Below are 19,263 nucleotides of genomic sequence, written 5' to 3'. Positions count from 1 at the left end.
GCGGTCAGCGGATGGGTCAGATGGTTCTGCCGGGCTGGATGAGCCCGCCTTCGTAGGCGGCGACGACGAGTTGGGCGCGGTCGCGCACCCCGAGCTTCATCATGGCGCGGTTGATATGGGTCTTGACGGTGAGCGGCGACAGGTAGAGACGTTCGGCGATGTCGTCGTTGCTGAGTCCGGTGGCAACGAGCGTCGTCAGCTCGCGTTCGCGTGCGGTGAGGGCGTCGAACCGCTCGGATTCGGTGGTCGGGAGGGGCCGCTCGTGGTGGCGGAGCTGGGCCAGCAGACCGCTCGTCGCTCGCGGTGAGAGCAGCGCCTCACCGGAGGCGACGATGCGGATCGCGTCGAGAAGTTCAGCGGGTTCGACGCCTTTGCCGAGGAAACCACTGGCTCCGGCCTGGACGGCGCGGATCACGAGGTCGTCGATCTCGAAGGTGGTGAGGATGACGACACGGACGCCGGCCATGTCGTCGTCTGTCGTGATCGCCCGCGTCGCCTCGATGCCGTCCATGTCGGGCATACGAATGTCCATCAGCACGATGTCGGCTCGGCTCGTGCGGGCGAGCGTCACCGCCTCGGCGCCGGTCGCCGCCTCTGCGACGACGGTGAGATCGGGGGCGGAGTCGATCAGGGCCTTGAAGCCCGCCCGGATGAGCGCTTGGTCGTCGGCGAGCAGCACACGGATCGTCATGGTTCGGCCCGTTCGGTGGGGAGGGTGGCATGGACGCGGAACTGGCCGCCGGCGGTCGGTCCGATCTCGATCGTGCCACCTGCGGCGGCGACCCGCTCTCGCATGCCGACGGTGCCGTGTCCTCGTCGCGCGTCAGCAGGGCGCTCGGCATCGACGTCGTTGAGGACCTCGATGCGCAGGGCATCGCGCTCGTAGGTGAGTCGCAGGGTGGCTGTTTGATCGGAACCGTGGCGATGGGCGTTGGTCAGAGATTCCTGGATGATCCGGTAGGCGGCGAGGCCGATCGCCGGCGCCACCGGTCGGGGCGCGCCGGCGGTGTGCCATTCGATGTCGAGGCCGACGATGGCGAAGTCGGCGACGAGGCGTTCCAGGTCGACGAGGGTGGGGAGCGGGTCCGTCGTGGAGGTCTCCTCGTCGGACTGGCGGATCACGCTGAGGATGCCGCTCAGCTCGTCGAGCACGCTCGCGGCCCCACGACGGACGTGCGTGAGCGCTTCGTCCGCACCGGTCGGATCGTCCCGGAGCAGGTGTGCGGCCACGCCGGCCTGGACGTTGATCACCGCCAGGTGGTGGGCGACCACGTCGTGCAGCTCGCGAGCGATGCGCATGCGCTCCTCCATCGCTCGCCGCCTGCCCTCCTCCTCGAGGGCATGTTCTGCTCGTTCGGCGCGCTCCTCGAGGGCCGTCGCTCGCTCCTGCCGTGCCAGGTTGTAGGCCCGCCTGCTGCGCACGGCGTCGCCTGCTGCGGTGGCAAGGCCGGCCCAGGCGACGAGCTCGAAGTTCTCGCCGTCGTACCACGGGCCCGCCGACGTGATCGCCGCCGTGACGTACAGCGCAGCTGCCGTCGCCGCGCCGGCCATCCAGGCGGTCCTGCGGCCCGACGTCGACGCCACGGTGTAGAGCGCGACCATCGCGGCCACCGGAAGCACTCCTTGGTCGTCGCCAGGGATCAGCGACCACACGGCGGCGATCACCGCGACCACCAACACCGGCAGGGGGGCACGCCGGCGTAGCAGGATCAGCGCCGCGGCGCCGACACACGCCGCGACGTCGACGGCATCGAGGCTGGCGCCGACGTCGCCCGCGTCGAACACTTCGAAGAGCAGGGCTCCGGCGCAGACGGTCGCGGCGATCGCCAGATCGACGACGACATTGCGCAGTGCTGGCCACGAGCGATCGATGGCCGAGACGTTAGACAAGGCAGACACCTGGACGAGCGTGCCGTGGCGCGATGTGGCTCCGACCGGCGCGAGCCGGTCGGAGCCACATCGCAGGTCGGCGATGCTCAGGCGTCACGGCGCTTGAGGGCGATCGTGCCGGCGGCGAACAGGACCCCGATCCAGCCGATGAGCACGAGCAGAGCAACGGCCGGTGACATCTCGCCCGACTCCCTGACGACAGCGATCATCGTCTGTCCCGCTTCGCCCGGTAGGTACTCGGTGGCACGGCCCCACACGCCGCCCAGCGTCTCGAACAGCACCGGGACGACGAACAGGATCGCGACGAGGAGCCCGATCGCTGTGGCGGTGTGCCGCATCAACGCGCCGAAGCCGACACCCATCACGGCGATCGCGGTCGGGAACAACGCCGCCGCAAGCAGCGCTCGGAGCACACCGGGGTCCGACAGCGACGCCGACGGTCCGCCACCGCCATAGACGGCCTGCCCGACGAAGAAGGCCACCAGCAGCGACGCCACCATCGTGGCGAACGCCGCCGCGGCGACGACGATCCCCTTGGCCCACAACACCGGCAACCGCCGGGGCACTGCGGTGAGCGTCGTGCGGATCAGACCCGTCGAGTACTCCGAGGTGATGACCAGGGCGCCCACGACGCCGAGCACGAGCTGGGCGAGCGTCGCCCCGAACAGGCTGTTGCCTGCGGGGTCGTAGATCCCCTCGCCCTCGGCAGCAACGGGGGCGCCGTCGCTGAGCATCGACACCAGCACACCGGTGGCGATCACGGCGGCGGCGGTGAGGCCCAGCGTGACGATCGTCGAGCGCACCGATCGCAGCTTGATCCACTCCGAGCGGATGACCCGGGCCAGGGTGACGTCGTGGGTCGACTCGTCGTGGGCAGGCGGCGATCCGGCACGTGACGCGGAGGTTGTCGCGGTGGCGGTGGTGGTGGTGGTGGTGCTCATCGCGAGATCTCCATGTCGTGCGTGTTCTTCCTGGACTCGGTGACGCCGTGGTACTCCACGGCGTCCTTGGTGAGATCGATGAAGATGTCCTCCAACGAGGCTGATGCGGGGGTCAGCTCCTGGAGCCGCAAGCTCGCCGACCACGCTCGGGCACCGATCTCGTCGGCATCCAGACCGACGACGTCGAACACATCGTGGCCGCGGGTCACGATGTCGATCGCGTCACCGGCGAGCAGATCACGGAGTTGACTGGCGTGCGGCGAACGGACACGGACGCTGGCCGGCTCGGTCATCGCCGTGAGCTGGGAACCCGACATGTCGGCGATCAAGCGCCCCTGGCCGACGATGATGAAGTGCTCGGCCGTGAGCGCCATCTCGCTCATCAGGTGCGAGGACACGAAGACCGTGCGTCCCTCGGCGGCCAGCGACTTGAGCAGGTTGCGGATCCACAAGATCCCCTCCGGATCGAGACCGTTGACCGGCTCGTCCAGCATCACCGTGTGCGGATCGCCGAGGAGGGCCGACGCGATGCCGAGGCGTTGCGCCATGCCGAGCGAGAAGTCGCCGCTGCGGCGATCGGCCACCTCGCTCAGACCCACGATGTCGAGGACCTCGGCGACGCGGCGCGTCGAGATGCCCGTGGTGGCGGCGAGCGCCGAGAGATGAGCGTGGGCAGGGCGGCCCGGGTGGATGCCCTTGGCGTCGAGCAGCGCCCCGATCTCGCGCAGCGGCGCTCGGTGCTCCTCGAACGGTCTGCCGTTCACCAGCGCACGACCCACGGTGGGCCGGTCGAGCCCGAGGATCATGCGCATCGTCGTCGACTTCCCCGCGCCGTTGGGTCCGAGGAAGCCGGTGACCACACCGGGCTTGACGGTGAAGCTCAGGTCGTCGACCGCGGCGTGTCTGCCGTAGTGCTTCGTCAGGTTGGTGACTTCGATCATCGTTCGTGCTCCTTGCAGGGGGTTGCGGTGCACGTCCCATCATCGGCATCACGTCTGCGCCCGTCGTCGTCTGTGCGCAGGCATCGCGGCTACTGCGGCCGCAGTAGCCGCGAGCCGTCTCGGCTCAGGTGACCGACATGCCGAGGCGGCCGGCGCGCTCGAGCAGGGTCGCGGCGATGCGCTCGGCGTCGTCGTCCAGCAGGCGTGTCGAGGGGCCGGACACCGACAGCGCGCGCCGGGCCAGCCCGTGGCGATCACCGACGGCTACGGCGATGGCTGGACGCCCTGCTCACTCTCGGCGAAGTCGACGGCGTACCCCCGCTCGCCCATCCTGCCCCGTGGTCAGGCGGTGCGGCGGCGGCCGACGAGGATCAGCGATCCGCCGGTCAGGAACACTCCTGCGGCCAAGATGGCCAGGCCGGCGCTGGTGCTGCCCGTGGCGGGGAGGTCTGCGGTCGCGCTCACCGTGATGGCGAGCGCGGCGGTTCCGGATTGCGCTCCCGTGAGCGTCACGGTGTGTGCTCCGGCGGGGAAGGTCGTCGGGACCGCAACGGTGAATCGGACGTCGCCGGCGGCGTCGGCGACCTGGGTGCCGAGCTGGATCGGGTCGGAGTTGAGCACACCGGTCACCTGCTCCCCGGGGAGGAACCCGCGCCCGACGACCACGAAGCTCGACCCCTGGACGAAGGTGGTTCGCCCGTCGGTAGTCACCGCGGACACGCCACTGCTCGGCGTCGACGTCGGCGGCGCCGAGGTCGGCGGTGTGGAGGTCGGCGGTGTGGATGTCGGCGCTGTCGAGGTCGGCGGTGTCGAGGTCGGCGGTGTCGAGGTCGGCGGTGTGGATGTCGGCGGTGTCGATGTCGTCGTGGTCGTCTCGGGGACCGTCGTCGATGTCGTCGTGTCGGGGAGGGTGGTCGAGGTCGTCGTGGTCGCGGGGGTCGAGGTCGTCGTGGTCGCCGGCAACGTCGTGGTGGTCGAGGTCGTGGTCGTCGTCTCGGGGACGGTCGTCGACGTCGTCGACGAGGTCGTCGTCGGGGGAATCGTCGTGGAGGTGGTCGTCGTCGGGGGATTCGTCGTGGACGTGGTCGTCGACGAGGTCGTCGGAGGAATCGTCGTGGTCGTCGGAGGAATCGTCGTGGTCGTCGCGGGGATGGTCGTCGTCGTGGTCGTGGAGGTTGTGGTGGAGGTTGTCGGAGGCGGCGTGGTGGTCGTCGGCGGCGGCGCGTCCGTCTCGGCCGACCAGGAGATGTCGCCGGAGGTGCAGTACAGGCCGCTGCCGTCCTCGTAGACGAGGCTCAACTGGCCCGACGCCTGGCCGTCGTCGCCGATCGTGCCGGTGACGGTCTGGGTGACGTAGTCGGCGGTCGACGAGTAGTTGAGCGTGTTCCCCGACAGCGTGACCGGGCCGTCGAAGCCGACGACGCCGTAGGCGGGGAAGCCTCCGCAGGTGTAGGCGACCTCGCCCACGAAGTTGGTGACCGACGAACCCGACACGGTGAACGTGACGGAGTAGCCCGAGCCCTGGGACGTGGAACCCTCGTAGTGGCCGGGCGCGGCGGCGGACGCCGACGTCGAGGAGATCACCGCCGCCGTGGTCATCAACGCGAGACCAGTGCCGAAGATCGCGCGCGTGCGGGGCCTCGTCATGTCGTCTGTCCTCCTTGCCGACGCAGTGGATCGCCGGCGAGCGTGCTTGCGACGGCATTGTCAGGGCCCCCCAGCCAGAACTGGCGAAGCCCGAACGATCCCGAACGACCACTCGCAGGCCCAGCCGCACACTGTGGAGTCGCCGGACGAGCCGTATCGGCGACGGTTACGGCGTCGTGTCGATGCTCAGCTCGGCGAGGGCATCGCGCACGGCAGCGGTCTCGGGCAGGGCAGCGTCGAGATAGTCGAGTGCTGCCTCCCAACACGCGCGCGCATCGGCGAGATCGCCGCGGGCGCGAGCGACGGTTCCCGACCCGTGCAGGGCCCGGCCGCAATTGAAGCGATCGTCGAGCTCCTCGCACAACCGACGGGCGGCGACCAGCTCGGCCTCGGCGTCATCGAGGTCACCGGCGGCCGTGAGCATGTCACCGAGGTTCACCCGGGCCTCCGCCTCGGCGTAGCGGTCGCCCTGCTCACGCGCGTCGGCGAGGGCGCGACGTCCTTGCTCGATCGCTTCGTCATGACGCCCCAGCTCGACCAGCGCAGCGGCGGCGTTGTTGCGCGCGAGGGCGATCACCGAGAGCACGCCGTGCTCCTCGCACAGCGCGATCGAACGTTCGGCCGCCTCGAGGGCGGCGGCGTGATCGCCCCGTCGCTGGTGCGTGCCCGAGGTGTTCATCAACGTGTGCGCGGCGACCTGAGCGTCGCCGGCACCGAGCGCTGCCTCGGCGGCCATCGTGTGGTATTCGACGGCGATGTCGAACTCTCCGAGGCGGCTGTTGAGCACACCGAGGTTGTCGTAGATCCGCGCGAGGTCGCTCCCCGGTGCGTCGAGCGTCTGGTAGTGCTCGGCCGCTGCCCGCAGATTGCTGGCGGCGGCATCCCAGTCGCCCGTCTGGAAGGCGAGCATCGCCAGCACGTTCGTGACGCGGCCGAGCGTCCGCGCGTCGCCGGCGGCCAGGTGCTCGGCGCGCCGGGCCGCCTCGGATGCCTGGTCGATGTCGGCCAGCCGCGTCAGGCACTGGGCCCGGCCCAGCTCGGCGAGGCCCTCGCCGGCTGTGTCTCGGAGCGACCGCGTGGCGGCGAGGGCGTGGTCGTAGAGCATCAGTGCGTCGTGGTAGCGGGAGGTGCGGTCGAGGTACCACCACGCCGCCTCGGCGAGGTCGAGGGCGATCGACGGACGAACGGCCCGACACTCGTCGCCCACGGCGCTGAGGATGGTGACGAGCTCGGCGTCCGCCCAGGCGAGAGCGGTCGGGGCATCGAACTCGACCGGTTCGCCGAGCTCGGCACGCGAGGGCGGCAGCGGGCGTGGGGAGACGGCGGCTGCTGCGGAGCGGCACATCAGAGCCAGGTGGTCGAGCATCCGGCCCAAGGCATCCGCTCGTTCGGCGGGCCGGTCGGCGTCGAGGGAGCGCTCGCGGGCATGAGCACGCACGAGCGCGTGCAGCGTGACGCGGCCAGCCTCCGGTCGGCTCGCCATGCTCGCCGCCACGAGGTCGCTGACCTGCCGCTCGGCGGTGTCGACATCGGTGCCGACGGTCGCCGCCACGCCATCGACGGCCACGTCGTCGAAGGGCAAGGAGGCGACGAGGCGCAGCGTCCGGGCCGTCTCGGGGTCGAGCGCATCGTGGGAACAGTCGAGCACGCCAGTCGTCAGGTCGTCGAGTCGCAGCTCGCCGTGGCGGCCGACCAGGGACGTGAGGTGGTCGCGCGCCGTCCAGTCCGGCCGCGATGCGACGCGCGCGGCGATCACGCTCAGCGCCAGCGGGAGATCGCCGACGGCCGCAGCCAGCTCGCCGAGCTCGTGGTCGTCCCACACGGCAGAGACACCGCTGGCGTCTCGGAGGAACCCGACGGCCGCCGACCGGGCGAGGGGTCCGAGCTCCAAGGACGACGTGCCGAGCTCCTCGCCCAGCGCGTGCCGGCTGGTCACGAGCACGGGAAGCGTCGGATCGAGCGGGAGCACCGGTTCGACCTGCGCCGCCGTCGCGGCGTCGTCGAGCACGAGCGCCACTCGACGATCAGCGAGCAGCGTGGTGAACGCGCGACGCCGTTCGTCGGACGCCGAGGGGAGACGGAGGGGGTCGCTGTCCAGTGCACGCACGATCGCATCCACGACCGCTGCCGGATCGGCGGGCGGCCGATCGGGCGCGAACCCTCGTAGATCGGCGATCACGACTCGCTCGAACAGGGCGCTGTCGAGCATCAATCGCGCCGCCTGGTGCACCAGCTCGGTCTTCCCCGCTCCGGCCATGCCGTGAACGACCGTGACCCCTCGCGCGGCGACGAGCTGCTCGAGCTCCGCACTGCGGCCGAGGAACCGCAACGGTGGGGCGGGGAGCTCCGTGCGAACCTGCACGACACGCGCAGCGTCGATCCCGTGGCGCACCGACCAGCACTGCTCCTCCCACTCGCGGATCGCGACCTCGTCCACACCGAGAGCACGGGCCACGTCGAGCACCAGCTCGATGTCGAAGCGGCGGCGGTCGGACTTGAAGCAGTCGTACACGGTGACCCGCCCCGGGCGTTGCTGCGCGTCCGGCACGCCGCGTGCCGCCCGGACGGCGCCCACCCGGCGGACGATCTCGGTGTACGACGGGCTCCCCGCGGCACGGCGCAGGTCTCCGAGGCGCGCTGCGATCACTGCGTACGTTGGCATCGGGTTCATCGGCGACCCCAAGGTTGTCACGCCAGCTCGCCGACTCGGCGGCGCCCGCGTGGAGCGAGCGCCATCGCGCCGCCGAGCTCTAGCCCGTCAGCCAGTGGTTGCCGACTCGTCGGGAGCTGCACGCGCAGCCAGCGACCGGTCCGCCGACGGGCCTGGTGCCGACGGCCGGCAGGCGACCGCCGGTCGCTCAACTGAGCAACGAGGGCCGTTACGTTCAGCGGTTGCGGTCGATGTGACGCCAGCCAGCATCAATCCCGGCGCGGCCAAACACGCCGGGATGACGGCACTCCTGATCGACATGTCCGACCCCTGCCGCGGTGGTCAGGCCGCTCCGGCAGATGACCGGAGGCGCCGACTTCAACCAGGTGTTCCTCGACGGAGTCCGCGTACCCGACGACCACCGCCTCGGCGACGTCGACGACGGCTGGCGGGTGGCGATCTCAACGTTGTCGAACGAGCGGGTGATGATCGGTGACGGGACAGCGACAGCGACGAGTCTGGTCGACCGTAGCCTGAGTCTGATGCGTGCGATGGGAAGGCAGCACGACCCGTTCACGCGACAGCGTGCTGCCTATCTCGTGGCCCACCAGATGATCATGGCGCTCACGAACCGGCGTTTCGCACGGCGGCCGGCGATCGTTCGCCGGGCCCCGAGGCGAGCGCAGAGAAGCTTGCCGGGGCGTCACATGCGCCGCATCTCGGCGTTCGTGTCGTCCCTGCTGGGATGCCGGCTCACAGCCGACACCGGCGAATGGGGAACCTTCGCGTGGAGCCAGGTGACGCTCGGGGAGCCCGCCCTGCACCTGGCGGGCGGCACGGACGAGGTCATTCGCAACGTGCTCGCGGAACGTGCCCTTGGCCTGCCGCGCGATCCGCGCTGACGTCGGCGGATCGGCCCGCCAACGGTCGCGGGCCAACAAGTCGTTCCCGACCAGCGAGACGCTCGTCGCGGTCGACGCCTCGAGTGGTCCGAGGCCCGCGCTCGGACTCGCCGGCGCCTGGGCCGACCGCCTCGAGCTGCGGCAGGCCGGCATCTTGGCGCAGCGCAACGTTGGCCGCCAGCGGTACCGGGTGTTCGAAGCCACCGCGGTCGTCGATCTGTTCACCGGGCTCGAGCGGACCCTCGCCAGTCTGGCCGGCGACACAGCGGTCGCACCACCGACTCGGCACGTCCCGTGCCGACCGATCGCCAACAGCTCGTGACCCACCCAGCCGTTCGCCGAACGGTCAGGTGCGTCCCAAGTCGGTCGTGACCGTCGCGCGCGGCGGTACGGAGGCGTGAGTTCAACGGCGCCAACGTCGCGCCATAGTCAAACCGCACGTGAACGGCGGCCTACGCCGGAGTTCCCCAGAGCGAGCAGATCGGCAGTGCGACGACGTCGGGGCCGAGGCGGATCGAGTCGGGCCCGGTGTGGAACACGACGCCGCCGGCGAACCGATCGCCGAGTTCGTCGGCCAACCAGCGGAGGTGCCTGGCGTCGTCCGGTCGCGGTGCTGAGCTGGCCTTGATCTCGATCCCGTAGACCCGGCCCCCGTCGTACTCGACCACGAGGTCGACCTCGTTTCTGCCCCCGGCGGTGCGAACGTGCGCCAAGGTTGGTCCGCCGGGTTCGATCGCCAGCTGGGCGCGGAGCTCGGAGACGACGAACGTGTCGATCACCCGTCCGAGCAGATCAGCATCGTCGGCGATGTCGGAACGCCCGACCCTCGCCGCGGCCGCCATCAACGCCGCGTCGACCACGTAGCGCTTGGGGGACAGGACCAGCCTCTTGAGACGGTTGCTTGTCCACGCCGGCACGAGTTCGAGGATGAACGTGTTGCGGAGCACTTGCTCGTAGGCGACGTGGGTGCGCCGGTCGATTCCGACCGCGCCGTAGATCGTGAGGTCGTCGGCAAGCCCTGCCGAGTTCAACGCCCACGCCTGCAGATAGCGGCGCAGCCGCTCCGGATCGCGACCGCCACTGACTCGAGCGACGTCGCGGGTGACGAGCTGGTCGACGTAGCTGTCCAACCACTCCCGCCGGTCTGTCGGATCACGTAGTCGGCTCGCTTCGGGGAAGCCGCTCTCCAGCGCCAGGTCGAGATACTCGATGAGGTTGGGCCGACCGTCGGGCAGCGTCACCTCGCCGCGAAGCAGCGCGGCGATGGAAGGACGGTGCTGCGGTCGTCCGAGGCGCTCACGCACCGTCAGCCCGAACATCGGCGTGCGGACGAGACGACCGGTCCCCGGCCAGATCGCGGTGTCGAGCTCGGCGCTCACCGAGCCCGTCAGGATGAACCTGCCGGGGCGCGGATCGTCATCGACCGCGCGCTTCACGGCGCCGAGAACGTCGACCACGTCCTGCCACTCGTCGAGCACGACAGGTTCGGGCCGATCGGCGAGCGCGGCGTCCGGATCGGCTTGGAACACGGCCGCCGTGGCCGGGCGATCGAGACGGACGAGCGACTCCGCGAGCCGGGACGCGGTGGTCGTCTTTCCGCAGGCCCGCGGGCCGACCACCATCAGCGCCGGAAATACTCGCAGGCGGCGCTGCAACTCGGCGTCGATCAACCGATCGAGGTACTCCACGATGTAGAGACTACCGATCTCACGCGTCGACCGATACCGATCTAGCGCGCCATTGAGTGTCGATTTGGTGCAGCCGGTTCGCCCGCGCGCGAACGCTGTCGGGCCGCCCGATGTCCCGTCCCTCTCAACCCGCAGCGTTGGCGGGCGGCCGGCAAACGATTTGGCGCGACCGTTCGTCCGCCGACCCGAACGCCGAGCTCCCTCACACGGTCGGGTACATTGCCCGGTGAACCTGGGGAGGGAACATGAGGTGGAGGATCGCTGTTGCCGGCGTTGGGTCAGCGCTGTCGGGTCTCGGTCTTGTGGTTGGGGGTGCGGCCGCCGCGCCGCCAGATCCAGTCGGCGAGTTCGTCGCGTGGGCGGCGGCGTCAGGACAAACCCTGACCAGCGTCGCCTGCAGCGCCGATGCGCCGCCCGTCTGCTACGGCCTCGATCCGGAGTTCAACACGGTCGCCGCGACACGCAACGACGACGGGAGTTTCACCGTCGTCGCGCCCATGGCAACCGCCCCCGCGCTAGCGACCGCCGCGCCGGTCGATCCGTCCTCCGGCGTCGGGACGCGGGCGAACCCCGTCCCCATCGGCACGCCGGCCGACATCGGCGACGGCTGGACCCTCGTAGTGAACTCGGTGAACCTCGACGGCACGGCAGCGGTGACCGGCGAGAACATGTTCAACGATCCACCGCCTGAGGGCTCGGTCTACGTGCTCATCAACATCACCGCGACCTACAACGGCACGGAGGAGAAGGCGATGCCGATGTTCTGGGTCTCCGGGGTCACAAGCGCGAACGTCGAGATCGACGGACTGGACTCGTTCGTGATGCCGCCCGACGCATTCGACTCGTTGGGAGAGGTCTTCGCTGGCGGCAGTGCCAGTGGCAACGTGGTCCTTCCCGTGCCGTCGGCCGAGCTCCCCACTTTGGTGCTCTACACGAGTGCCGGGTTCATGGGCGACGACGTGTACTTCGCATCGGCCTGAGCCCTGACCGTTGGCGTGGCACTCGTAAGGACGTCTCGTCACCGGTTCCGGACTGGGCTGGCCGTTGCCGTCGCCGCATCGCTGCTGGTGACCTCCTGCACGAGTGGTGGTGATGCCGACGAGGCACCGCGGCTTGGCGAGCTCGTCGAACTCGCGGAAGGAGTGCCGAACCCACTCACGGTCGCGTGCCGGATGGGTGCTTGCGTGGCCGACCAGGTGGTACTACCGGCCGGGATGTTCATGGACTCGTCGCTGGACATCCCGATGCCCGAGCCGCTGTCGCTGCTGAGTCTCGAACGGGTGTGGCTCGGGGCCTCGCATGCGGAGGCCGACGATGACGGAACCGGGGTCTTCGGTCCCGGCTGGTGGTCGTGGATCGATCTGCGTATCGTCGACGGCGAGCTGGTCCGGCCGGCTCCGGCGCTCCCGGTCTCCGAGCTGAGGGCCAACGGTCAGGTCTCGTTCGCCGACGGCTCGAAGATCTCGTGGGAGGACGGGACCGTCGTCGGCGCCTGTCCCGCACAAGGATTCTGTGTCGATGTGGAGCGCGCCGACGACGCGGTCGTCCTGTCGGCGGTCGGCTCGGACCGCACGGTGCGGCTGAACCTGGCCGACGGCGCGGTCGTTGCCGCAACCTCGAGCGACGGTCGCTCGGTCGAGTACCGGTACGCCGACGGGATGCTCTCCGCTGTCGAGGGGTTGCCATCGTCGGCGGCCGAGTACGGCTACGAGGGGGGTGCACTCGTGTCGGTCGCCGACCGTCTCGGCGAGCGCCACGTCTCCTACCAAGACGGGCGCGTGAGCCGCCTCGTCGATCGGGATGGCGACACCTGGACGTTCGAGTTCGCCGACGGTGGCGATTCCGCCGCCGTCACCGTGGATCGAGCCTCCGCTGCGTCGATCGTGCACGAGTTCAGCGGAAGGTGGTTGCAGCGCTCCGTCGATGCCGACGGCACGGTGCTCCTCGAGCGCACGTTCTCGCCGGACGGAGCCTTGGCCGTCGAACGACTCCCCGTCGAGGGCGTTACGACGACGTGGCAACCCGATGGATCGAGCGAGGTCCGCCGAACGCGGCCCGAGGGCGGACCCGACGAAGTGGTGCGGTATGGCGTCGACGAGCTTGGGCGGCTCAGCACGATCGAAGGAGCCGACGGAGTCGTGCGCTACGGGTATGACGGCTCGACCACTCGCGTCGCATCGATCGACAACGCCGGCGCCGTCACCGCCTATGACTACGACGGGCAGGGGCTACTCGAGCGCGTCGTCGACCCCGACGGCTACCGGGTGTCGTTCTCCCGGGACAGCTCGGGACTGCCGACCGAAGTCGACGACGGTGTGCAGTGGCAGACGTTCATCTATGGGGTGGCCGGAGAGGTCCTCGAGCGGTCGTCGGGATCCGTCGTCACGACGTACACCTACTCTCCCGCCGGGGAGCTCGACCGAGAGCAGACTGGTGCGGCCGAGCGCACCTTCGACTACGACGACCGCGGCCGCCTGCAGGAAGTCGCTGACGCCTTCGGCTCGGAACGAGTGCGCTACGACGGGCTGGGCCGTGTCGTCGCCCCCGGTGCCACCCAGTCCGTCGACGACGCAACACCAGCCGCCCGCCCGCTCGAGCCGACGGACCAGACCATCGCAGGTGTCCAAGCGAGTGGCGGGACCTACATCGACGACACCGGCAACCTCGTCGCATTCGACGACGCTGGGCGAATCGTCGCCGTCGAGTCGCCGGCCGGGGTAGCGACTCGCGAGTACGACGAGCGCGGCAACCTAATCCGGCTCTCGTTTCCCGACGGTCGCACCTATGTGGTCGAGCGCTCGGACGCAGGCCGTCCACTCGCGGTCACCGATCGGGATGGCGATCGACTGGAACTGACCTGGCATGGAGGTCGCCTGACCGGACTGGTCACGTTCGCCGGTGTCGACGTCAGATATCGATGGAACGACGGTGGCCAGCTCGCCGGCGTGGACGTCGGGCCGATGTCGTGGTCCTACACGTACGACCGCCACGGCCACGTCGAGCGGGTGATGACCCCGCATGGTGAGGTGCGGTTCGAGTGGACGCCCGAAGGCCTGCCGCTCACCCGGACGGCGCCGAGCGGTGCCGCCACCGTCTACGAGTGGGCCGAGGACCTGCTGCAGCGAGTGATGACCGACGGCGACGAGCTGCTCGCGATCGAGTGGGACGAGGCCGGCCGCATCACGCACGTGGACACTGACGACGTCGACGAGACGTTCGAGTATGACGATGCCGGGCGGCTGGCCCGGCATCGCTACGACGGCTCCGACACCAGCTACACGTACGACGAGGAGGGCCGGGTCATCGGCGTCGAGCAGGGCTCGGTGTCGGAGTCGTGGACGTGGTCGGACGGCACCGTCGCCGAGGTGCGTACCGGCGACGATGACGACGACGCCTACGCGTTGTCGTGGCTGTTACCCGGGCAGCTACAGGTCATCGAGCGCGCCGGCGTCCCGATCGCCGATTTCGACTTCGCGGCTGGCGGGCGACTGGTCGCCGCGTCGGTTCGCGACGACGGCGCGATGTTGCCGGTCGGTGCAATGGAGTGGTCGCCGGACGGTCAGCCGGAGTCGGTCGAGATCGGCGACGACCGGGCCGAGCTGGCTTACGACGCGGATGGCAACATTGTGGCGGTCGACATCGGGGACTCCACCTTCGCGGCGACGTTCGAAGACGGTGCTCCCACCGAGATCGCCGTCGGTGAGAGAACGCTCGGCTTCGCGTACTCCGGCGGTGTGGTCTCGACGTCCACCTACAGCAACGGCGATCACACCACCGAACTCGCTTGGGACGGCGGTGACCGAGTCGCGAGCTTCGAGTCGTCGGAGGGGGCTGGGTCGTTCAGCTACTTCGCCGACGGCCGAGTCGACGAGATCGCTTACGACGACCGTGTCCGACCTGTCTCGTATGACGACGACGGCACGGCCCACGCCGATGGGACCGGCGGCGAGCTCTTGTCCGACCTCTTCGGAACCGATGGTCGGTTCGCGGCTCTGCCCGACGACGCGCTCGTCGAGCCGTCGCTCGCTGCGTTGGCGTCGCTGCCGCCGGACCTCGGCATCGAGATCCCGCGCGTGACCGATCCGGCTGAGTACCTCGATGCGTTCCTGTCAGCGCATCTGCCCATGGCGCCCGAACCCCTCATCGGTGACCGCAGTGCCGACGAGCTTGCTCGGCAGACACTTCTGTCGGCCGCTGGGCTGACGTCGCTGGCGGTCGTCACCGGCCCGGCGACCGCCGCCCAGATCAACGTGCGTCCCGACGACCCGGACGTGCTCGAGGAACTGGTCGATGGAACGGTCGCGGTTCGAGTGGCCGAACGAGTCCTCGACCGACTTGGGCCCGACGCAAGAGTTCTGGATCGGGTAACGGGAGCCGGACAGTCCGCGGTGGGCGAGCTCGGGTCGACGTTCCACACGGCGTGGCGGTTCATCCGCGACAACCCAGTCACGGCGGCGGTGTTGACGCTGACGTTCCTCGTGTCGACCTTCCTTGCCGTGCCAGCGGTGGCAACGTCGGCGCTTTCGGCATTCGCCTTTGTCGATCCCACCGATCTCATCGGCAGCGTCACCGCACTGGTGCTCGAGCCGATCGTCGCAGTTCGTCACTTCTTCCAGGATCCCAACCTGGCTGACGCTCTGATCGTCGGCGCCACTGCCGTTTCGCTCGTGCCGTGGGTCAGGGCGGCCTGGGGCCGGTCCAGCTGCTCGTTCTCCCGCGTCGTGTGCGTCTCTCGATCGCGCTTCGGCGAGGCGGCGCAACACATCGACGACGCGATCGAGTCCGGCCGGCCCCGCTTCCTCGTCGCCGAGGCGTCAGCCGCAGCCGCTCGGCGCAGCGACGCCCTGCGCGGTTGGTCTCGCGTTCCCGGCTTCGACCTCGACGAGTATCCACCTGCGTTCACGCGCCAGGGCGGGACGGGAGCATCCGTCCGCGCCATCGACCCCTCCGCCAACCGCGCTCTCGGTGCCTACATGCGCAGCCAACTCCCACGCGTCGACGGCTATCGCTTCCTCGTTCGAGTGGTTGCCTGAGTGGATTGCATCGGTTGTCGGCACCGGTCTCGAACTTTCCGCGACTGGCAGGTGGGCACAGGGGTCTTCGTTCTCCCCGCAGAGAGGGTGCCGCCCGGCCGCTGCTGATCGGATGGCCGCGCGGCTCGACCGCCTCAGTGTGCGGCGACCAGTGCGCGGCGTGCGCTGGAGAAGAGGAGGAGAACGGACGCTCGGGGCTCGGACTGTCGATGGAGTAAGCGGCGTTGACCTCGACTCGCGGGCGCCTTGTAACATCGTTCGGTAGCGGGGAGGGGCAGTTTGGCGTGCAGGCGGTGCAGTGAATGCGGCGAGACGATGGGAGCCGCCGACCGATATTCGACCTGCAACGCATGCGTGGAGCGCATCGTCGCCGCCGCGTCGGGACCGCCGATCCCTCGCGACGAGCCCTCACAGCGAACGGACGCGCGAAATTCCGGCGGGCGGACCGGGACGCGGAAGCCGACGGCCGTCGAGCTCAAGCAGTTCCTCTCATGGCTGGCTGGCCAGGCTGTTTGGGCTGATCTCGACCTGGATCGCTATGGCGACGTCGTGCTCGACGCGCTCGGTGACATCTTGCACGGTGAGCCATTCCCGTACCGCGACACGGTGGTCGAAGATCTTCACGACTACCTCAACGGGCTCGCCGTGCTCGAGGAAGAGATCCCCGACGAAGAGGACGACGAGCTGATGCCGGCGGACGGCTACCAACTTCCCGACATGTTGAAGGAGACACACAGGCGGGGTGGCTACGTCGAGTCGCTGGAGTGGAAACGCACCATCGCGGAGCGCTCCACAGCGGATGGCCAAACGAACCACGACCGGCATTACGTGGGCTTCGTCAAGCAACCGACCTACTTCTACGACACGCCCGAGACCTGTCATCTGTTGAGCCGCCAGGGTGGGGAGTACAAAGCCGTCTGTGGCGTGTTCCCAGGATGGATCTACGAGAGCGGCAGGACTCTGAGTGAGGTGACCTGCTTGCGCTGCCACCGCTGGATCGACGCACACCGCCCGCGGCCATAGGGCTCAAGGGGCACGGGTCCCGTGACCCCGGAGACGTGCCGGCTTCGACGCGATCGACTGCCCGATGAGGAGATCAGCCGTGTGCAAAGGTCGTGATCGATCAAATGCAGGTGTCACAGACACCAGAAGCCGGGAGCTGCAGATGGCAGGTCGGGCAAACCATTCGCGGCTTGGTCGGACGCGCACTCGCCCGTCTAGTAGCCACGGCTTTGGTGAAGACGGGTCTGCCTCCGTCCAGCGGGAGGTCAGCACCGTAGTGGCGGTAGCAGCGAAGGCGCTCCGCCGCGGCGTGGAGCTCGAGGTCATCGGGGTCGGGCTCGCCTCGTTCGCGGATCGGGATGATGTAGCCATCGCCGATCGTCCCGTCGGCGTGGACCACGAGCGAGGTAAGTATCGGTTCTCCAGGGCGCTCCTGACGAGCTATCTCGCCCAGGACCTTTCCGATCCAGTGCCGGAACGGCACACCCGTAGTGACACCTGCCTCGTTCTGGACGAGCAGAGCCATCTCCTGGTACGTGACGTATGAACCGTACGTCCGAGCAACGCGCTCCAGCGCGGGTCGCCCGACCCGCGCCCACTCTGCGATGGCCTCGCTCATCGAGACCAGTGATCCGTCTGCCGATCGACGGGTTGTATCTGTCGCCACATGCCCAGCCTCGCGCGTGGACTTCACGAGCTGCGGTAGCCGTCGACAGCCCGAGACGCCTGAACATCTCACGGGCGTGTCGAAAATGTTGGTCCGTCTCGACCGTTCGGCTTCAGCGGCACGGCCCGCCGCGGCTCGTGTGGGTTGCCGCCCGCCGCGACCTGTCGACGCGGCTAGTGCGAACGGCCGAACGAGCGAACCGCTTTTCGGCTGGGCGCGAGAATGCTCGCAGTGAACGGGCAGGGCGCGTCGACGATCTCCTGATAGCCCTTGATCGCTCGTTCGGCAGCGCGCATCCCGCGTTCGGTGGGTGTCAGGCCACGTCCCCGATTTCGGAAATAGGCGGCGTAGAAGGCCGAGGCGAAGGTGGTCGACTCACGCCAGTCCACGCTCTTCCTGGCCCCGATGTAGACCGCTGGTGCTTCGATGCAGTCTCTGATTGCTCGCACGAAGCGACCCTGAGCCGAAGCGCAACAGTCAGCGAGGATCACGGGCGCCTCGATGCCGTCGCCCTCGTCGGAGAACGTCTCGGCCAAGTCGCTCAAGTAGAACGTTGTCCGTTCGTCGTCCGACCAGAAGCCGAGACTGTCCGGTCCGTTGTCCCCGTGTGCGGTGATGTGAAGCACGTGAGCGGGTGATCGGAAGGCAGCTTTGACGGTCTCGGAGTCCCGGGTACGTATGAACTCGACTTCGGCGATCGGGGAATCGCCTGCGCGGGTTCCGAGCGACTGGATCAGCGACTCGGCGAACGCGAGCATCGTGCCGAAGTCCCGCTCCAAGCCGAGATCGACCAACCTGACTCGCGCTGGACGCATCGGAGAAACCTACACGCAGCTAACTGACCGCCGCGGCCCCAGGACCAGGTAGTCCAAGTGGTCTCTGGCGAATCCGTTCAACTCCGTCACACCCCCTCTGCGTAGATGGTTCGAAGACGTGGTTGCGCGATCTCGACCACGACGGGGAGGACGTTGCTTGCTGTAACGCGCCACGGCGTACTCGTCGACACCGCTTTGCGGTGGCAGCGATGAAGCCCGCTAAGTCGGCACCGGGCGAGACTCCGGACATGCGCGAGCACGTTCGTCTACTGATGCCGCGTGCCTGACGATGTGGTGCGTTGGGCTTGAAGGACGGCAGGAGCCGAGCAGCACGGTCGGCGGCCGACTGCCAACGACCGATACAAACGCGTCGTCGGAGTCCGTTCGATTGCTGGACGCCGGCCATATCGGGGTCATCGAGGTCTGGGACATGAAGCAAGACGTACGACCGGGTAGCCGACCGGCGGTGTGCGAGCGCCTCGTAGACGGCCGTGACGTCGATGGCAGTCGATGGCTTCACCTCGAATGTGATGACCTCGAGCGTCCTGGCCGGGATGTAGCGACAGCTCTTCAGTTCGACGAGAACGAGGTCCGGTCTCGTGGACGGCCGCCCGTGTCGCGTCGCCCTTGTAGGTCCGCTACTTCGACGGCTATCGGCTCGATGCGTTGATCCCGCGCCCAGTCGGTAGCGATCACCTTTCGCAGTGGTTCGTAGAGGTCGCGTTCCCGCGCCGTGACGATCTCCACCGTCGCGTGAACCACCGGCTCGTCGTCAGCAGCATCGGTGCCAGCGTCGACGACGCGGCGCACGGTTCCGCCGCGCCCAGGTCCGAGTGTGACGTGTCCGAGATCGAGCAGCCGGTCACGAACCGGCCGGTATTCACTTGCGTCCCAGCGCAGTGCTGCGATGAGACGCGGGTTCGTCACGGACGACCCGTCCGCAGGCAGGCAACTCAGCAGTGCTCGCTCGTCGTCACTCAGCCCGTTCACATCCATTGTCCCTACCGAGTACGACCCGGTCGCGCTGAAGTAGATGGACCGCGCTCCGAAGGTCGGGTTCTCTCCCACGATCATGCCCGGCCGAGAC

At 68.9% G+C, this 19,263-nt stretch carries 15 protein-coding genes; 5 read left to right on the top strand and 10 right to left on the bottom strand.

The window, feature by feature from the left end; translation table 11 throughout:
- Positions 1–16: 16 nt before the first annotated feature.
- The 6 genes from DN771_RS10665 to DN771_RS10635 all read right to left on the bottom strand — a co-directional run bounded on the left by DN771_RS10665 (position 17) and on the right by DN771_RS10635 (position 8,081).
- Positions 17–691 carry a response regulator gene (locus DN771_RS10665; protein ID WP_116997353.1) on the bottom strand — a complete coding sequence of 225 codons (675 nt, stop codon included), beginning with the start codon at positions 689–691 and terminating at the stop codon, positions 17–19.
- Positions 688–1,899, bottom strand: a complete 1,212-nt coding sequence (locus DN771_RS10660; protein ID WP_116997352.1) for a sensor histidine kinase — start codon at positions 1,897–1,899, stop codon at positions 688–690. The genes DN771_RS10665 and DN771_RS10660 overlap by 4 nt, the downstream gene beginning before the upstream one ends.
- Positions 1,900–1,976: 77 nt before the next feature.
- The gene (locus tag DN771_RS10655) at positions 1,977–2,831 is read right to left on the bottom strand and encodes an ABC transporter permease (RefSeq protein ID WP_116997351.1); all 855 of its coding nucleotides are present in this window, start codon (positions 2,829–2,831) and stop codon (positions 1,977–1,979) included.
- A complete protein-coding gene (locus tag DN771_RS10650; protein ID WP_116997482.1) occupies positions 2,828–3,772 on the bottom strand; it encodes an ATP-binding cassette domain-containing protein in 945 nt (314 codons plus the stop codon). Before DN771_RS10650 ends, DN771_RS10655 begins: the two co-directional genes overlap by 4 nt.
- 342 nt (positions 3,773–4,114) lie before the next feature.
- Positions 4,115–5,419 (bottom strand): LPXTG cell wall anchor domain-containing protein, encoded by a 1,305-nt coding sequence (locus DN771_RS30025; protein ID WP_193615361.1) that lies wholly within the window; start codon positions 5,417–5,419, stop codon positions 4,115–4,117.
- A gap of 166 nt (positions 5,420–5,585) precedes the next feature.
- On the bottom strand, positions 5,586–8,081 hold the full coding sequence (locus tag DN771_RS10635; RefSeq protein WP_162941795.1) for a tetratricopeptide repeat protein: 2,496 nt from the start codon (positions 8,079–8,081) through the stop codon (positions 5,586–5,588).
- A gap of 347 nt (positions 8,082–8,428) precedes the next feature.
- On the opposite strand from DN771_RS10635, the gene DN771_RS10630 reads away from it, so the two are divergent.
- On the top strand, positions 8,429–8,971 hold the full coding sequence (locus DN771_RS10630; protein ID WP_162941794.1) for an acyl-CoA dehydrogenase family protein: 543 nt from the start codon (positions 8,429–8,431) through the stop codon (positions 8,969–8,971).
- Complete coding sequence (locus DN771_RS10625) at positions 8,940–9,293, top strand: hypothetical protein (protein ID WP_116997347.1); 354 nt, start codon at positions 8,940–8,942, stop codon at positions 9,291–9,293. The genes DN771_RS10630 and DN771_RS10625 overlap by 32 nt, the downstream gene beginning before the upstream one ends.
- Before the next feature lie 130 nt (positions 9,294–9,423).
- Here DN771_RS10625 and DN771_RS10620 read toward each other — a convergent pair whose 3' ends face one another.
- A complete protein-coding gene (locus DN771_RS10620) occupies positions 9,424–10,659 on the bottom strand; it encodes an ATP-binding protein (protein ID WP_205528530.1) in 1,236 nt (411 codons plus the stop codon).
- A gap of 302 nt (positions 10,660–10,961) precedes the next feature.
- On the opposite strand from DN771_RS10620, the gene DN771_RS10615 reads away from it, so the two are divergent.
- The 3 genes from DN771_RS10615 to DN771_RS10605 all read left to right on the top strand — a co-directional run bounded on the left by DN771_RS10615 (position 10,962) and on the right by DN771_RS10605 (position 16,715).
- Positions 10,962–11,639, top strand: a complete 678-nt coding sequence (locus DN771_RS10615) for a hypothetical protein (RefSeq protein WP_116997346.1) — start codon at positions 10,962–10,964, stop codon at positions 11,637–11,639.
- A gap of 204 nt (positions 11,640–11,843) precedes the next feature.
- Positions 11,844–15,692, top strand: a complete 3,849-nt coding sequence (locus tag DN771_RS10610) for a NucA/NucB deoxyribonuclease domain-containing protein (protein WP_162941793.1) — start codon at positions 11,844–11,846, stop codon at positions 15,690–15,692.
- A 354-nt stretch (positions 15,693–16,046) separates the two neighbouring features.
- Positions 16,047–16,715, top strand: a complete 669-nt coding sequence (locus tag DN771_RS10605) for a hypothetical protein (protein WP_116997344.1) — start codon at positions 16,047–16,049, stop codon at positions 16,713–16,715.
- Between the two features lie 100 nt (positions 16,716–16,815).
- Here DN771_RS10605 and DN771_RS29450 read toward each other — a convergent pair whose 3' ends face one another.
- The 3 genes from DN771_RS29450 to DN771_RS10590 form a co-directional block, all read right to left on the bottom strand.
- A complete protein-coding gene (locus tag DN771_RS29450) occupies positions 16,816–17,313 on the bottom strand; it encodes a hypothetical protein (RefSeq protein ID WP_162941792.1) in 498 nt (165 codons plus the stop codon).
- A 221-nt stretch (positions 17,314–17,534) separates the two neighbouring features.
- Positions 17,535–18,155, bottom strand: coding sequence for a hypothetical protein (locus DN771_RS10595; RefSeq protein ID WP_116997342.1), 621 nt, complete (start codon positions 18,153–18,155; stop codon positions 17,535–17,537).
- A 591-nt stretch (positions 18,156–18,746) separates the two neighbouring features.
- Positions 18,747–19,250: a hypothetical protein gene (locus DN771_RS10590; RefSeq protein ID WP_116997341.1), complete on the bottom strand. Its 504-nt coding sequence runs from the start codon at positions 19,248–19,250 to the stop codon at positions 18,747–18,749.
- Positions 19,251–19,263: the final 13 nt, after the last annotated feature.

Origin of the sequence: Desertimonas flava (assembly GCF_003426815.1) — a bacterium.
GTDB lineage: Bacteria > Actinomycetota > Acidimicrobiia > Acidimicrobiales > Ilumatobacteraceae > Desertimonas > Desertimonas flava.
This window is presented reverse-complemented; position numbering and strand designations above follow the sequence as displayed.

Coding starts and splice junctions, on each gene's coding strand:
- DN771_RS10665 (WP_116997353.1), bottom strand. CDS start 691: ATGACGATCCGTGTGCTGCTCGCCGACGACCAAGCGCTCATCCGGGCG.
- DN771_RS10655 (WP_116997351.1), bottom strand. CDS start 2,831: ATGAGCACCACCACCACCACCACCGCCACCGCGACAACCTCCGCGTCA.
- DN771_RS10650 (WP_116997482.1), bottom strand. CDS start 3,772: ATGATCGAAGTCACCAACCTGACGAAGCACTACGGCAGACACGCCGCG.
- DN771_RS30025 (WP_193615361.1), bottom strand. CDS start 5,419: ATGACGAGGCCCCGCACGCGCGCGATCTTCGGCACTGGTCTCGCGTTG.
- DN771_RS10635 (WP_162941795.1), bottom strand. CDS start 8,081: ATGCCAACGTACGCAGTGATCGCAGCGCGCCTCGGAGACCTGCGCCGT.
- DN771_RS10630 (WP_162941794.1), top strand. CDS start 8,429: ATGACCGGAGGCGCCGACTTCAACCAGGTGTTCCTCGACGGAGTCCGC.
- DN771_RS29450 (WP_162941792.1), bottom strand. CDS start 17,313: ATGAGCGAGGCCATCGCAGAGTGGGCGCGGGTCGGGCGACCCGCGCTG.
- DN771_RS10590 (WP_116997341.1), bottom strand. CDS start 19,250: ATGATCGTGGGAGAGAACCCGACCTTCGGAGCGCGGTCCATCTACTTC.